Annotated in this window: 15 protein-coding genes; 3 read left to right on the top strand and 12 right to left on the bottom strand. The window is 44.2% G+C overall.

Annotated features, from left to right (window positions below; all coding sequences use genetic code 11):
* Positions 1-73 precede the first annotated feature (73 nt).
* Positions 74-1,012, bottom strand: coding sequence for an AEC family transporter (locus tag ACHUFM_RS17590; RefSeq protein WP_394183896.1), 939 nt, complete (start codon positions 1,010-1,012; stop codon positions 74-76).
* Between the two features lie 23 nt (positions 1,013-1,035).
* Positions 1,036-1,953 carry a LysR family transcriptional regulator gene (locus ACHUFM_RS17585; protein ID WP_394183894.1) on the bottom strand — a complete coding sequence of 306 codons (918 nt, stop codon included), beginning with the start codon at positions 1,951-1,953 and terminating at the stop codon, positions 1,036-1,038.
* Positions 1,954-2,080: 127 nt separating this feature from the next.
* On the opposite strand from ACHUFM_RS17585, the gene ACHUFM_RS17580 reads away from it, so the two are divergent.
* Positions 2,081-2,779, top strand: a complete 699-nt coding sequence (locus ACHUFM_RS17580; protein ID WP_394183892.1) for a pirin family protein — start codon at positions 2,081-2,083, stop codon at positions 2,777-2,779.
* 72 nt (positions 2,780-2,851) lie between these two features.
* Here ACHUFM_RS17580 and ACHUFM_RS17575 read toward each other — a convergent pair whose 3' ends face one another.
* From ACHUFM_RS17575 to ACHUFM_RS17550, 6 genes are read right to left on the bottom strand one after another with little or no spacing between them, the layout of a single operon-like run.
* Positions 2,852-3,607, bottom strand: a complete 756-nt coding sequence (locus tag ACHUFM_RS17575) for an iron ABC transporter ATP-binding protein (RefSeq protein WP_394183890.1) — start codon at positions 3,605-3,607, stop codon at positions 2,852-2,854.
* A complete protein-coding gene (locus ACHUFM_RS17570) occupies positions 3,604-4,563 on the bottom strand; it encodes an iron chelate uptake ABC transporter family permease subunit (RefSeq protein WP_394183888.1) in 960 nt (319 codons plus the stop codon). The genes ACHUFM_RS17575 and ACHUFM_RS17570 overlap by 4 nt, the downstream gene beginning before the upstream one ends.
* On the bottom strand, positions 4,553-5,515 hold the full coding sequence (locus tag ACHUFM_RS17565; protein ID WP_394183886.1) for an iron chelate uptake ABC transporter family permease subunit: 963 nt from the start codon (positions 5,513-5,515) through the stop codon (positions 4,553-4,555). The genes ACHUFM_RS17570 and ACHUFM_RS17565 overlap by 11 nt, the downstream gene beginning before the upstream one ends.
* A gap of 39 nt (positions 5,516-5,554) precedes the next feature.
* Positions 5,555-6,358 carry a siderophore-interacting protein gene (locus tag ACHUFM_RS17560; RefSeq protein ID WP_394183884.1) on the bottom strand — a complete coding sequence of 268 codons (804 nt, stop codon included), beginning with the start codon at positions 6,356-6,358 and terminating at the stop codon, positions 5,555-5,557.
* 23 nt (positions 6,359-6,381) lie between these two features.
* A complete protein-coding gene (locus ACHUFM_RS17555; protein ID WP_394183882.1) occupies positions 6,382-7,287 on the bottom strand; it encodes an ABC transporter substrate-binding protein in 906 nt (301 codons plus the stop codon).
* A gap of 24 nt (positions 7,288-7,311) precedes the next feature.
* Positions 7,312-8,202, bottom strand: coding sequence for a helix-turn-helix domain-containing protein (locus ACHUFM_RS17550; protein WP_394183880.1), 891 nt, complete (start codon positions 8,200-8,202; stop codon positions 7,312-7,314).
* Between the two features lie 140 nt (positions 8,203-8,342).
* Between ACHUFM_RS17550 and ACHUFM_RS17545 the strand changes: the two genes are divergently transcribed.
* Both ACHUFM_RS17545 and ACHUFM_RS17540 read left to right on the top strand, forming a co-directional pair.
* A complete protein-coding gene (locus ACHUFM_RS17545) occupies positions 8,343-10,430 on the top strand; it encodes a TonB-dependent siderophore receptor (protein ID WP_394183878.1) in 2,088 nt (695 codons plus the stop codon).
* A 54-nt stretch (positions 10,431-10,484) separates the two neighbouring features.
* A complete protein-coding gene (locus ACHUFM_RS17540) occupies positions 10,485-11,786 on the top strand; it encodes an NtaA/DmoA family FMN-dependent monooxygenase (RefSeq protein ID WP_394183877.1) in 1,302 nt (433 codons plus the stop codon).
* 195 nt (positions 11,787-11,981) lie between these two features.
* Here the strand turns inward: ACHUFM_RS17540 and ACHUFM_RS17535 are convergent, their stop codons facing one another.
* The 4 genes from ACHUFM_RS17535 to ACHUFM_RS17520 all read right to left on the bottom strand — a co-directional run bounded on the left by ACHUFM_RS17535 (position 11,982) and on the right by ACHUFM_RS17520 (position 14,796).
* The gene (locus tag ACHUFM_RS17535; RefSeq protein ID WP_394183876.1) at positions 11,982-12,530 is read right to left on the bottom strand and encodes a nucleotidyltransferase family protein; all 549 of its coding nucleotides are present in this window, start codon (positions 12,528-12,530) and stop codon (positions 11,982-11,984) included.
* A gap of 38 nt (positions 12,531-12,568) precedes the next feature.
* A complete protein-coding gene (locus tag ACHUFM_RS17530) occupies positions 12,569-13,108 on the bottom strand; it encodes a hypothetical protein (RefSeq protein ID WP_394183874.1) in 540 nt (179 codons plus the stop codon).
* Between the two features lie 66 nt (positions 13,109-13,174).
* Positions 13,175-13,972, bottom strand: a complete 798-nt coding sequence (locus tag ACHUFM_RS17525; RefSeq protein ID WP_394183873.1) for an FRG domain-containing protein — start codon at positions 13,970-13,972, stop codon at positions 13,175-13,177.
* On the bottom strand, positions 13,969-14,796 hold the full coding sequence (locus ACHUFM_RS17520; protein ID WP_394183872.1) for a hypothetical protein: 828 nt from the start codon (positions 14,794-14,796) through the stop codon (positions 13,969-13,971). Before ACHUFM_RS17520 ends, ACHUFM_RS17525 begins: the two co-directional genes overlap by 4 nt.
* Positions 14,797-15,186 lie beyond the last annotated feature (390 nt).

Raw genomic sequence — 15,186 nt, 5'->3', positions numbered from 1 at the left:
CTAAATCCTACAACCCAAGCCAGCGCACAAAAATGGTGCGCCGGCTTTTTTTGTTTTCAGATTGAAAGAACAATTATTGAATCACCATCTGACTCAACCAAATACAAATAGGTAAGGTTAGAATCGACATCAGAATTTGCAACGTAATATAGGCAGCCATTTTATCCGCATCGCCGCCCAGCTGTCTGGCGAGAGCGTATGCCGATGTCGCGGTTGGCACAAAGCCAAACAATACAGCCACTAACGCAGGAAGACCGGTCACGTCTAACCACCAGCACGCTAAAACAATGGTCCCTGGGAAAACGAAAAACCTTGCACCAGCTGACAACCAAAAAGTCACTCCTACTGAACGAATTACGTCCATTCTCACACTGGCCCCCACCGCCAACAACACCATAGGCAAAGCAGCTTTTGCCAACATATTCGCCACATCAGAAATCACCAAAACCGGCGTTAGTCCCATTAAATTCAAACTGACACCCAGAGCAATAGCAAGGATCAGTGGATTACGAATCAATGCACCAGTTAATAATTTAGGCAAGCTATGATCTTTACCTGAAGAGGAACCATGCATAATCACCATGGAAATCACCAAAAAAACATTAATCGACGGCACCAGAATAGCGCCCCCCAACACCGCCAACACTAAACCCTCATCGCCATACACACTGCCCGCTACGGCCAATACTATAAAGGTGTTAAAGCGAACGCCTGCTTGCAACATAGAAGAGGCGATGGGTGCCTCAATCTGCATGAACCAAGTAATCGAAAAAACAAAGACCGCTGTGACCACAAGAGCCAGCAATAAAATCAAAGCATAGCTGGCTAACATGCCATTAGAAAAATCGATTTGAGAAGTATTAGCAAACAATAAAGCGGGAAACAGCAACCAATACGTCAGCTTGTCAACGCCTTGCCAAAAACCTTCCATAGGGAAACGCCAACGCTGACATAACGCACCTAACATTAGCAAAGCAAAAATCGGTAAAATGGAAAGCGAAATGGAAAACACACAGACTCCTTAGTGTTATTAAATTAGGATTCAACCGATATACTGGGAACCAACAACCAATCTTGCAGCATTAATTGCTCAACAAACCAAGTAAGGCCACGCCCGGGCTGTTCATTACGCCACGCTAAATAGGCCATTTGATTCGGTCTTGGTAATTCACACTGACGTACCACTAAACGACCATTGTTGAGTTCTTCTTGAATTCTATGTTTGGGTAGATACCCCACCCCTAACCCCAAACATTGCGCCTCAATCTTGCTTTGCATTGAGTCCACACGCACCACCTGACGCGCGTCAAACAAACCACTACTGCGAGCCGGCAAAATTTTTGAACTGTCTGCCACAACAATGGCGGGATATAGGCGTAAATGCTGTGCCGTGATCTTATCATCAAGCAAGGCTAGTGGATGAGTCGGCGCAACGGCGAAGACAAATTCAAGTTCGCCCAACGGACGAATCTGCACTTGCCCCTTTGGCAACTCTCCTGTCGCACCAATGACCAAATCAGCCCTATTATCTTGCAGAGCATCCCAAGCGCCACCTACGGCCTCTTCAGACAAACTCAACTCGACAGGTCGATTTTGATCCAAAAAACTGCCTACCACGCTCATCAGTGGCGCTGATATTATGGCGGTATCTCGAGCAATTCTAAGCCTTGGCTCCCACCCTGACTCCATCTGTTTAATCGAATCTTCCAGACGCGTAGCAGCGTCCAGAATACTACGACCTTGCTCCAACACCATGTGGCCTGCCGTAGTTAATACCGCTCTTTGACGTGATCGATCAAACAAGGCAACACCCAAATCTTCTTCTAACTTCTTCACGGTATAAGTCAAAGCAGACGGTACTTTGAACAAAGCCTCTGCTGCAGCAGAAAAACTGCCAAGCTGATGAATGGCGTCAATCACTCGCAATGCTTCTAATGTAACGGCATGAGCCATGCTTCACCTTCTATTCAAATTTTTTGAAATACTAGCTCAAAAGCTTCCGATTTTCTTTCTTTTTAGCCACATCTAAACTGACCCTATTCTTATAGAGACTTCTCTACACCATTTTAGGAGACAGATTATGATTCAGTTACGCTCAGCAAATGATCGAGGCCATGCTAATTTTGGCTGGCTCAACAGCTACCACAGCTTTTCCTTTGGCAGTTATTTTGACCCACAACATATGGGGTTCTCTCATCTTAGAGTCATCAACGATGATACCGTCAGTCCAAGTGCAGGATTTGAAACCCACGGCCACAAAGACATGGAAATCCTAAGCCTAGTGCTTCAAGGTACCATTGCCCATAAAGACAGCACAGGGAATGTCGAAACCCTACCTGCAGGGGAGTACCAACTGATGTCGGCAGGTAAAGGGATCTACCACAGCGAATTCAATGCCTCAAACAAAGAAACACTAAAATTTTTGCAGATTTGGATTCAACCTAATCGCTTAGGTGGCGAGCCAGGTTATCAACAAAAAGCGTTTGGAGAAGAAGAAGGTTTAACCAACATCATCACACCGGATGGTGAAAATGGCACTTTAGCCATCAAACAAGACATGCGTTTACACCAACTTATTATGTCAGAGCAAACACAGTTGACCTGGCAAGCTGATGTTAAACGACGCTACTACATTCACTTGATTGAAGGTGAACTGAGCTTAAACGACGACACCACAATGGCGCCAGGGGATGGTGCGAAGATTCAAAGTGCCAAAGCGATAAACTTTACAAAATTAAGCCAATCACGCTGTAAAGCGCTACTGTTTGATCTTGCCTAAATCAAACGAAAATGGGTAATGGCCTTATATAAGAGGTCATTACCTGAGGTAAAACATAACGAACCCAAGTCTTTAAAAGTGCAAACTCAACCGTTTACCTTTATGTTCGATAATATCCACTTCAATACCATAAAGTGCCTTAATATTATTGGGCGTTAAGACTAGGTCTGGTGTGCCTTGAAATAAAATCTTCCCTTGCTTGAGAGCAACGATCTGATCTGCATACAAACTGGCATAATTGATATCATGCAACACAACAACAATGGTTTTGTTCCAGTCAACGATGGCTCGGCGCAGTGTCGTCATCAAATGTCGAGCATGATACATGTCTAAATTGTTTAACGGTTCATCTAACAAGATATAATCCGTTCCTTGACAAAACACCATGGCTACCAACGCCATCTGGCGTTGTCCACCAGATAATTCATCTAAAAAAGTGGTTCGTAATTTTGATAATTCAAAATACGCCAACATTTGCTCAACGATGTCATAATCATCCGATTTTGGTCGTCCTCTGTGGTAAGGATACCTGGCGTAGAGCAATAGATCCTCTACCCTTAGTCGGCTCATAAAATGACTGTGTTGCTGTAAGATGCCCACCTTCCTGGCCATCACCTGACTTGGTGTGGTCGCAATGTCGAGATGATCGTAAAGAATCTGACCCGTTTGCAAAGGTAATAAACGTGCCATAAGAGATAACAAGGTCGATTTCCCAGCACCATTTGGGCCAATCAAGGCGATGCTTTGCTTGGCTTCTAATGAAAGCTGAGTCGCTTCTAATATGGTCTTGTCTGCTCGCTTAAAACCCACATTTTGAATCTGAATCACTGCCGACCTCGCTTTACTAACAGCATAAAAAATACACTTCCACCAATGATTTCAATCACCACGCTTAATGTGGCCTTCATGGCTAAGACATGCTCAAAGAAAGTCTGACCCGCAACTAAAATCAAGGCCCCCGCCAACGCTACCATTAATAAATGATAGCCAGACTTACCAGCCGGAAAACACTGTTGGACCAAGGCGACCACCAATAATCCAAAAAATAAAATCGGCCCAACTAGAGCCGTTGAAATGCTGACCAATACTGCGACCAACATGAGAAATAAGCAGGTCATCGGAACATAAGCGATACCTAAATTGATGACATGACTGCGCCCCAAACGGAAGATATCCAATACCGAATGAAAGCGCCAAAGCAAACACAAACAACCTGCTAAGAGCGCCACAGCCACCCAAAGTACCTGACGGTCAAGCTGGTCGAATCGGGCAAAAGCCGCGCCTTGAAACACGACAAAGTCTTCAGGTGAAATCATGCGACCAAGAAACTCATTCACCGCTTGTACCAGTAAACCAAGCACAATGCCAATCAATAGCAGTCGATTCATATCTTGATGAAAACGCAGAATCAAACCACCAAAAATCAGCAAAGCAAAGCCAATCATCACCACGCTATTGACTAAAAACAAATGCATCGCATCAATGGCCAAGTACTGCCCAGTCCCTAGCACCGAGATAAGAATCAGGCTAATCAATAAGTAAATGGCATCCAGTCCCATAATCGATGGTGTTAAAATGCGACTATGCGTCAAGGTTTGGAAAACATAAGTGGATACCGCCACAGCTACACCAACGGCATTCAGTGCCAGCCATTTCTCAACACGCAGCTTTAGAAAGAAATGATCCTCAGGAGTTAATCCCAAAGTAATAAACAAGAAAGAAGATAATAGCCAAACACCAAAGATACCTTGTAACACACGTTTCTGAAATCGATTAGAGTGCACGTCGGTCGCCTCGCCATAACATCACTAAAAAAACCGTCCCAGCGAATACAGCGAACACCAAGTTGGCTGGCACCTCTAATGGATGAGTCAGTAAACGACCAATGACATCACAAAACAGTAATGAACTAGCGCCCATCCATGCACACCATGGCAAGCTCTGTTTTAAATTATCCCCGCAATATTGCCTCACAATATTCGGAATAACGAGTCCCAAAAAGCTGATCATACCAACTGTTGCAACCACTAAAGAAGTCGCCAAAGCTATCATAGCCAAGGCCATGAACACTAAGCCACGATAAGGCACACCCAACGTTCTAGCCAGATCTTCTCCCATACCTAACATACTGAATTGATTTGCCATCCAATAAGCCATCACGCCAATGATCAGAGCCGCCCACAATAGCTCATAACGCCCCTGAATTATGGTTGCGAAGTCTCCATTCAACCATACGGTTAGCATCTGCATGCGATCAAACTCAAAGGCCAAAAAGGTCACACCAGCCCCAAGAATGGCACTATATACCAAACCGATTAAAGGCAATTGCAATGGATCCGATAATGTCAGCTTCTGCAATAATGCGAAAAATACCAGCAAACTCAATAAGCCCATACTCGCACCAAATAGCATTTTCCCCAGCAGCCCAACCTCAGGAAACACGACGCTACAAAACAATAACCCAAGCGCGATGCCTTGTGGTGTACCTAAGGTAGTGGGTTCAGCAAACACATTATTCATAACCGATTGCGACAAGCAGCCGACGATGCCTAAAATGCTGCCCACAATAAACACCGCAAAGGTTCTTGGTATACGACTTGATATCATCACATTAGAGACTTCCGGCTGTCGCCAAATGTCCATTATCGAGATGGAATAAGCACCAACCAATAAGCTAAAAACGCCAAGTACCAATAACGCAATCAACGCTAACAGCCAATAACTAAATGGCTTCATACTGCTCCGAAGATATCCATATCAAACGTTCTGATGGCCTCATGAAACGGTTTTCCAATAAGCCACTAAATCAAGATGAGCAGGATTAATGAGCGAATTTAAGCTCATCAGACGACGTTTCATCTTCGCAATAACATGAGCTTCCGTTGCGGCCCATAACCAAGTGGCATCACTCAGCGACAAAATCGGCAAGGTTTCTAACGCATGATATAACAGCGCCCCATAAAGCTGACCGCCACCTGAGTCTCGGTATAGCCAATTCAATTTGACATTGTCACCATGATAAAGAGGAATTTCACTGTCCGCATTAGCTACCTCAATCCAAGCATCGATACGAGCCTCATTTGGTAAAACCTCTAGCCACCTCGCGAAAGCAGGCAAACTGGTTTCATCCACAAAAAAAACATAGTTTGACGCATTGGTCGGCGGTAACTTAACCGATCTAGGACCAAAGATACCTAATATATCACCGATTTTTGCCTGCTTAGCCCAAGGCCCACCTACCCCCTCATCGTGTAAGACAAAATCAATGTCCAAGGTTAACTGCTGCTCATCAAAAGCTCGGATAGTGTAATCACGAAAAGGAGAAAAGCGCCCTTCCGCCGCGCCTTGCCAATCGGCCGAACCATCTTCCAACACCTCGGGCATGCGTAAATCATCTGGTGTATGTGGAAAAAACAGTTTCACATGCGCTTCTGGCGCCAAAGGATGAAAGCCAAAGCCCTCTAATTCAGGCCCTTGCAGTCTAACGCGTCTTAACGTTGGCGAGAGATCCATTATCCTTATTACCCGAGCGGAACGTGCTTTAAGAGGGACTTCAATCCTAGTATTTTTTAACATCATCCATTACTCATTCTTTGGCCAAATTAAAAACGGGAAGTCGTGTTAAAAGCATGCTCTAGCTGTTGCAATGTGCTTTTTAACCCTTGAACACCGCCGACAGCATTCAATGTTCCGACACCATCTAAATACACAATTTGCCCTTTTTTAGCCGCCGTTGTGGCATTGACTAAAGGGTTATTCATTTGCTGTTGAGCATTTGAGGACAACTTACCCACAGCGTCATCACGATCCATCACAATTAACCAATCTGGGTTTTGCGCCAAAATGTATTCAAAGGAAATCGGCGCCAACTCACCCAACTGTTTACTGTCATCCCCCACCAAAGTCATACCCAACTCTGAGTGAAACCAATCAATGCGTGTTTTTTCAGTCAACATGTTCAATGAACGACCAATGACCATCACCACCATAATGCGTTCATCTGGATCGATAAGAGCCTTAACCTCATCTTTCAGAGTAAGCAATTCTTGTTTTATGGGTTGCGCCTGAGCCGCCCTGCCAACTAATTCAGCCAGTACATCAAAACGTGACAAAGCAGATTGAAAGGTATTACCTCGTGGCAATGACAAATCAATGGTCGGGGCAACCTCAGCGACCGAGCTGAATTGCTTAGCAGAACGCGTTCCAACCATCACCATATCGGGCTGCAATTTATGAATCGCCTCAAGATCTGCATTAAACAGAGTTCCAACCGTTTTAGCTTGTGTTTGCTTGATATAATTAAGATGAATGCCATCCGGCATGCCCAGCAACTTGACGCCAAGCGCATCCAAGCTGTCCACTACGCCTGCAGGAAAAGCAATAATACGTTGCGGATGAGAAGGTAAATTTCCAGTATTAGGAAAAGCACTCAGATCAGCGGCTTGGACACAAAATAAATTGCTAAATGACAGAAGAATAAGACTTAACAGAGAATATTTTTTAAACATAACAAAACCTATGGCATTCACAATTTATTCTTGTGCTTGATAACCTTCAATAAATACTTTTGGGGTCATACCAAAAGCGCGACGAAACGCATGAATAAAACTTGATGAGTGCTGATAACCAACCAGCCAAGCGGCCTCAGCAATAGACTTATTCTCTTCCACCATAAGCTGTTTAGCGCGCATCAGCCGATGCTCCGTCACCCAAGCCCCTAATGGTTTACCTAACTGCTCAACGGCTCTTCGCTGCAAGGTTCTTGTGCTCATGTGCAAAGCATCCGCCATATGCTGAACATCAAACACCCCTTGCTCCAGTATCGTTTGCAAACGCAATTCCAGCTCCGACACTTGGCCCAGTTCTAACTGAAGAAAATGTTGCCAGCTTGTGTTTAACAGCTTCATGCCCAGCATATCCTTATGAAGCGGGTCTTTATCGTTCGCATTAGCCAACCAATGTTCACAACCTTGACGCATACTGGCGGTTAATGGCCAATTCCTAACCGCTTGACGATAGACCGCCGTAGACAAGGCGACAGATGCATTTGTATCAGCAAACCAGCGCTCCATACCGCGCAACACCACTTTTTCATGAGACTGCCCCGCAAAAGTCACACGGCGAAAACGGGTCGAGTCATTCAGACTCAGCATAATGCAACGCCCCTGGTCACCCGCCGTAAAGCAATAATCTTGCTTACCCAACGAAAACTGTAAATTGCCTTTTATCAAAAAAACAAAAGAGATTTGCGGCTTTATTTGTGCGGTATCATCGATGCTACGCAGATAAGTGTTGCGTCCTCCATGAATAGCCACACCACTCTTTAACGAATCAAATCGATATTGTCCTGAGTAATAATCACGAATGGTCTGGTCATCATAAGAATCATTATCATGCTGTGGCGCAGTATAGAGCACTCTCATTCCCTCTCTGAAGACGTTGGCAGTTTTTCCAAATAGATTGGCAGTTTTTCAACACAAGGTGAAAAGTCCGTTGTCATATAATAAATGTAAACGATAACCCTTCTCATTACCAATGAGAAAAAATTATACAAGGATTTCCAATGTCAAAATACCCCAAGTTTGCCTTTAGCACGCTTTTCTCCTGTATGTTATTCAGCTCGCCCAGCTGGGCTGAAAATCAAGTACGTCTTTCCACGCTGACAGTGGAAGGCAATCAACTTTACCAAGAGGAGGCCTCCGAGGAATCCGATTCCTATACTGTTGATGGCGCCACTGTAGGCAGTAAAACGCCGGCTACTTTGCGTGATATCCCCCAATCCGTGAGCGTAGTAACGGATCAAAGCATTCAAGATCAAAATGCAGACACCCTAGAAGAAATCGCCATCAACACTCCTGGGTTACGTATGCTTCCGAATGAGCGAGGTCGCTCTTCTGTTATTGCACGGGGCTATAAATATTCTGAATACAACGTTGACGGCCTACCCGCACAAATGGAAAGTCGACTCGGTACCATGCCAAACCTAGTGGCGTTTGACCGCATTGAAATCATGCGTGGTCCTTCAGGTTTGTTTGATGCCAGTGGCGAAATGGGCGGCATTATTAATCTGATTAGAAAACGCGGTACGGATGAATTTCAAGGTACGGCAGAAGCCAGCCTTGGTTCCAACGAAGAGTATGGAGCGGGTCTAGATATCGGCTCACCTCTTAACGAAGACGGCAGTGTCCGTGGTCGCTTAGTCATCAAGGGGTTTGGTGAAACTCCCGAAGAGACAGACAAAGCAGAGCATCACGAAACCGTTTATGCGGCCATTGATATCAACTTAAACGACGACACCACTTTAGGATTGGGATATCTTCATCAAGCCCGCGATGTCACACCAAACAATGGCTTACCACTGGATGCAAATGGCCATTTATTAAACCTACCAAATCACGACTATTATGCCCCGAGCTGGAACAGCTTCAGCATGGAAAGTGATGACCTCTTTGCCGATCTTACACACGCTTTTACTAATGGCGGCTACGGCAAAGTAGGGATACGTTACCGAGAAAACACCAGTGACTGGAACTATATGTACGCAGGTTCCGCCATTAGCGCGACAGATACCGTTAGCATGCTGCCTTACGCGGGTGATGTAGAGCAAAAAGCCTTAGTAGCGGACGCCAGCTACAGTCAGCCATTCGAGTTTCTAGAAAATATTTCCGAATTTGTTGTGGGCGCAGATTATAAAAAATTTGAAGACGACCGAAAAGAATACAAATCCCGTGCTGGCACCAACTATTCAGTTTCCGACCTAAGCAGCATCGCCTACTACGATATTCTGGCAACCAATGGTGCCAGCGGTTACAGCAATGTAGAACGAGAAGAAACGGGGTTATACGGCAAATTAACACTGCGTCCAATCGGTGATTTGGCTGTTATCCTTGGCGCCCGTGCAAGCCAATGGGACATTACCAATACCAATAAGCTAACGGACTCCGTCACGACTCGCAGTGATAATAAAGCCATCTGGTACGGTGGCGTTGTCTATGACCTAGACGATGCTCACAGCCTATATGCCAGTGCCTCTGAACTGTATGTCCCTCAAGAGTACGTAGACGGCAATGGCGATGTTCTTGACCCTCGTGAAGGAAAACAAATAGAAGCGGGCATCAAAGCAAGCTATCTAAACGACGCAATCCAAGCCCGTTTCAGCTTATATCAAATCGATGACAAAAACGCTTGGGGAGTCAACGCCTCTCGAGAATTCATTGCCACAGGTAAGCGACGCATGCAAGGCGCCGAAGTCGAAGTGATTGGCCAAGTAACGACTGAATTTAAGATCATTGCCGGTTACAGCTACATTGATACCGACATCATCGAAGAAAGCTCTTACGATGTACTGATCAGCTACATGCCTGAACACATGTTCAACCTATGGGGCAACTACCAAGTCAATGACAAACTCAACCTTGGTTTAGGCGTGAATACATTAAGCAAAATTGAAAATGATTCTGGCGCAGACGCCAGCGCCTATGAAGTGGTGAATGCCATGGCATCTTATCAATTTACGCCTCAATTAAACGCCCAAATTAACATTGATAATCTGCTCAATGAACAATACTACGCACGGGTTGGTGACGCTGGACAATTTAACATTCCAGGCGCTGAACGCTCAGTAAAAGCCACTCTTCGTTACCAATTCTAACACTTTACCAAGGAGTCGACCTCATAGAGCAGTATGAGGTCGATAGTAGATACTATGAGTCAAACAAACCTACATATTGGCCTAGCACTGGTTATGGGCTGGTTAAGTGGTAACGGCTGGCGGCGCGACGACAGCCAAGTCGAACAACTATTCAACCTCCAACCTTATCTTGATCTTGCTCGCCAAGCCGAACACGCAAAACTGGACTTTGTCTTCCGTCCAGACACCCTCTTTCTCAAAACAGAACCGCTTTCAACCGAGCCAGGTTTTAGCAACCTAGACCCCTTTATCCTCTTATCTGCTATCGCCAGTCAAACACAGCACATAGGTTTGGTTACCACCGCTTCAACCACCTTTCTATCGCCTTATGTGGTTGCCAGACAGTTGCAATCTTTACATTGGCTGAGCCAAGGACGAGCGGGCTGGAACCTAGTCACCGCCATTGACGGACAACAAAACTTTGGTGAAAACCAACTATTACCATCAAAGCAACGTTATCAAAAAGCACAAGAACATCTAGAGGTGGTTCAGAAACTCTGGCAAAGCTACCCAAACAGCAGCCTGAAACTAGACAAAGAGACGCCACAGTTTGCTGACGTTGAACAAATACACCCTATTCAATACACTGGCAAATATTTCAACATTACTGGGCCACTTAGCACACCAACCACCCCATTTGGTGACATCCCCTTGTTTCAAGCTGGTGCTTCGAATGAAGGACGTGCCTTTGCCGCCTCAGTCGCCAACGCTGTTTTTGCAGCGACGCCAGACTTAGAAGCTGGTATAGAACTGAGGCAAGATCTAAGAAAAAGAGCCGTAAAACTGGGACGTGATCCCAACGAAATCAAAGTATTACCTGGCTTAAGTTTGTACCTTGCAGAAACTCGCGAAGCAGCAGCACAAGTCTACCAAGAAACCCATGCAGACTCAGGCCTTGAAAAGCGCTATGCCTACATTGAAGAAGCCATCGGCCTCGACTTGAGACACTATGACGACGGTGACATTTTGACAGAAGCCGACCTCCCAGAACTCGATAGACCTGTACGCAGCCGAACCCACAGCAACCTCATGCGTCAATACATCATTCGAGAAAGGCCTAGTGTGAATAGCTTCCTAGAGCGTCCAGAAGTATGTGGCTCGTCCCACTGGCTAGTCATCGGAACAGCACAAGACGCGGTAGATAGCATTATCGAACGCGTATCAGCCGGTGCTGCAGACGGCTTCATAGCCATCCCCGGTGGACACATACGATCGGCACAATTATTCTTTGAAAAAGTCATTCCCGCCTTAGTAGAACAAGGCTGGTTTCGTGAAGAGTACCAAGGAAACACCTTAGCGGAACATTTGCTAGAATGAGTTTTGAGCGATTTTTAAAGATTCGAAGCCAGATGGAGAATGCTTTTCCGTCTGGCTTTGAATATAGCGATGATAGATGTTATTGGTGAGGAATAACGCCTTGCTAAGGTGCAGCTAACCACCACAAAATCCAAGTAAAGCCACCATAATCACTAAACTCAACCAAACCAAAATGCCACGCGTTGTGAATCCGTCTTAAACGCTTTGTGATGGCTTAATTCTCAACGATGGCCACCGAACCAACCACCTTTTTGAATTGACACGATTTTCAAAGACTTCTCGTGACCCCTTGGGATTATATGTGACCCAGCCACTAAATAGGGATTCAAAGCCAAAAGCAGCAACACATTCATATTGGTTTAGTCCAACTTGACGAATTGCTACCGCTGTTTCTTTTTCAGGCCAGTAACTCATTGCATCTACTGAGTCTTGATAAGGCTTGTCACCATTACGTTCATGCATGTTAGCTTGATTGCGTACTTGCCAGTTAAGCCGTGGCATACGAGCTTTTAGCTGTGCTTCATACTCCAAGTAAGTATTGGGATTAGATTCGGTTGGTTCAAAGTAGATGACATCAACATCATTTAAGGGAGTAGATACTTTGACGTCATGCAATGAGTCCCAAACTAAGTTTCTAACGAATCCCGCAGCGATATAGCACTGTGGCAAGCCTAATTCAGACACGCCACGGAGTGCTTCAACTCTGATTGAATCTTGTTGTATGAGTTCTACGATTTTGTCCATGTTCGCCCTGCGCCATAACGCCCCGCTAACTTAGTTTGTTAGGGGTTCTGCTTATAGAGATACCAGTATTTATGGCTCCCGATTATTGGGACTAAGAAAAATAGCCCAGTAGCACTGTCAACATAACGCATCACTAAGCCGTCAGCTGTTTTAGCGACTGCGTATGATTTCCAGTTTTGTGCAATGACGCCATCTCGATTTACAAACTCATTGTTCTCTATAATCAATGAACCTTGCTTGCAATAAAAGTCTTTGTTTCTTTGGGATAAAGTAGATCCGACTAACGCTCCATTTTCAGAGCGAGCGGTAACTCGTAAGCTTTCCTGTAATGGGTCGAGATTAAATTCAATAGAATTGAGATCTTGCTTCTCTTTAGAGCCAGGAATGATTAGCCAGGCCAAATTTAAACCACTTTCGCCTTTGGGGGTCGTTGCAATATTTTCATACTTCCCAGATATGTCAGGGCAAGCATTTCCATTAGGTTTAGGAAACCTTGCCCACTCATCTGGAAACTTTTGAGTTGAGTTTGATGCACAACCTGTAATGAACAGTAATAACAAAATAAATAAATGCTTCATACTTCCTTGAAAATCTAACGTCTCAAACACCGGCGGCGCGTAGCTGCGTCCGAGTGCTTTGACTTATTAAATTGCATGTACTTGCATATCCATCTTTATTGACTTGGCCAACCCACCTAAGTCTCCGTATATGGTTTTGGCATTTATGTTCATCTTTCTAAGAAGAGCATAAATGTTTTCGTATATCTCATATGACACAATATATTTAATTAAACGAACGTCTTTATACATATCACTAGATAGAAGCTCTTCGATCCGCTTTTCCTTATCCCCAGATATTAAAAATGTACCAGACTGTCTATCTATTCTTGCATTCAATTCTAATGGCTCTGTAATCCAAACTACTTCATAGGAAAACCTATCAACAACGTCATCAAACAATTCATCTTGCTTACTAACGATTTCATTCCTAGTTTTCTTGAATGTAGAGTCGCGCCTCGAAATGTATGCTAATGACTCATCCATGATTGAACTATAGTCTAGCGCATAAATAGCCAAATCATTTTTAAGAAGAGGGTTGTAGGCCTCCAGTGCGAAATACAAGGCAACATACGGACTTTCTGTAAAGTCGATTAGTCGTGTCGGTGCTCCGTAGTGTTGCATCACTGACAGCCAAGCTAGCTTACTTTTTGGCTCATGCTCATCGCCATTATAAATATGATATTTTGATTTAAATAAATTAAGATAGTGATCTTCAAATTTGCTGGCTAGCGTACTAGACCACTTATCGCCTATAGTGCGTTCTAATGTTGACTCAAGTTTCCAATTGGAATCTGCGTGCCCTCTGTAGATGAAACTATTCGGCAGTTCATTCATGCACCGGATCAGATCTTCAGAATCTTTAATTTTTATTTCTGAAATCACTCTCTAACCCTCATATACTCTTCATGCATTTGTTGTAAAACCTGACTGTTTGTTGCTTCTTCGTCAACAGTCACTACAACAGCATCACCTTTCATTTTGATATTTTTAGGCTTATTTCCCTTCAAAGGAACAACTCTTGCAGAAGCTTTATTTCCAGTAGCTGCGGTAGATTTCGCTACAGATTCAGCAACTTCTTCATTTAATGCTTCTCCGATCACTTCAAGAGTTCCTGATGATGCCCCCATACTTTGCGCATAAACAGATAAGGGCTTTTGAAAAAGCTCATCAGCATCAACAGGATTTGGCCCTGTAAATGTTGCTCGAAACTTTCGTATTGAATAAGCTCCTCGAAGTTTATCCAGAAAATCCTCAGGGTCTGGTATAACATCGACTCTGACATCAACTCCAGTGTCTATTGCTGTTTTGGTTGTAGAAAGAAGATCTTTTACTCTTCTTGCGATGCTAGAGGCATTGGGTGCCAGCTTGGACTTCTTTGCTATTCCAATAAGTCCAACCCTTGCATCAAAAATAACAACCGTATACGGCCCAGAGTCATCCAACTCATTAACAAAATCACCTGACTCCTTGTCGAATTTCTCAACTGTTGTTTTTGTAGTTCTACCCACAGCAAACGAGCCAGAAAAATCATCAAAAAGTTTTACATTTCCAATATGCCACTCACTTCCGCTAGACAAAGTATATTCTGGCTTATCGTGTATTGATTTGAGAAAAATATCCATAGAGGATTGGTTCTCAGCTAGCAATGTTAGCTGAGCGGGCTTAATAAACTTTGCCCTGTATAAGTGATATTCACGAGTCCCCAATGCTCAATCTCCTTGTGATGTATGCTTGCAATTTAACATTTTTAATAGTGCGCATGCGCATTTACGCTGATGGGATATTTTTCGAAACTCTGTAACACACTGAAGTGGTTTAATTATTTCACCTTCCCCGAAAAAGCGAGCGAGCAAAACGAGCATGCACGTTTGTACTTTTAGTATTGCGCGTTATTTTGGTAACGAGTTTTCTATCTATTTGATACTAGTACAGTATTTGATCGGGTAAAAGAACAAAACAAGCGATATTAACAAAATAACCGAGTCTTGCAGTTAATGTGATTGGATAGAGGTTGCTGAACTAACCCCATCCCTTACCCTTGAAGACATAAGGGGAAGGAACAAGATACTTGGTTTGTCGACAAAACATCATATCGG

Source organism: Marinomonas posidonica, from assembly GCF_043643765.1.
GTDB classification, from domain to species: domain Bacteria; phylum Pseudomonadota; class Gammaproteobacteria; order Pseudomonadales; family Marinomonadaceae; genus Marinomonas; species Marinomonas posidonica_A.
This window is presented reverse-complemented; position numbering and strand designations above follow the sequence as displayed.

Bases quoted from the DNA above. Each gene is read 5' to 3' on its own strand.
- ACHUFM_RS17535 (WP_394183876.1), bottom strand. From the start codon at position 12,530: ATGGACAAAATCGTAGAACTCATACAACAAGATTCAATCAGAGTTGAA.
- ACHUFM_RS17555 (WP_394183882.1), bottom strand. From the start codon at position 7,287: ATGTTTAAAAAATATTCTCTGTTAAGTCTTATTCTTCTGTCATTTAGC.
- ACHUFM_RS17565 (WP_394183886.1), bottom strand. From the start codon at position 5,515: ATGAAGCCATTTAGTTATTGGCTGTTAGCGTTGATTGCGTTATTGGTA.
- ACHUFM_RS17585 (WP_394183894.1), bottom strand. From the start codon at position 1,953: ATGGCTCATGCCGTTACATTAGAAGCATTGCGAGTGATTGACGCCATT.
- ACHUFM_RS17560 (WP_394183884.1), bottom strand. From the start codon at position 6,358: ATGATGTTAAAAAATACTAGGATTGAAGTCCCTCTTAAAGCACGTTCC.
- ACHUFM_RS17530 (WP_394183874.1), bottom strand. From the start codon at position 13,108: ATGAAGCATTTATTTATTTTGTTATTACTGTTCATTACAGGTTGTGCA.
- ACHUFM_RS17580 (WP_394183892.1), top strand. From the start codon at position 2,081: ATGATTCAGTTACGCTCAGCAAATGATCGAGGCCATGCTAATTTTGGC.
- ACHUFM_RS17540 (WP_394183877.1), top strand. From the start codon at position 10,485: ATGAGTCAAACAAACCTACATATTGGCCTAGCACTGGTTATGGGCTGG.
- ACHUFM_RS17550 (WP_394183880.1), bottom strand. From the start codon at position 8,202: ATGAGAGTGCTCTATACTGCGCCACAGCATGATAATGATTCTTATGAT.
- ACHUFM_RS17545 (WP_394183878.1), top strand. From the start codon at position 8,343: ATGTCAAAATACCCCAAGTTTGCCTTTAGCACGCTTTTCTCCTGTATG.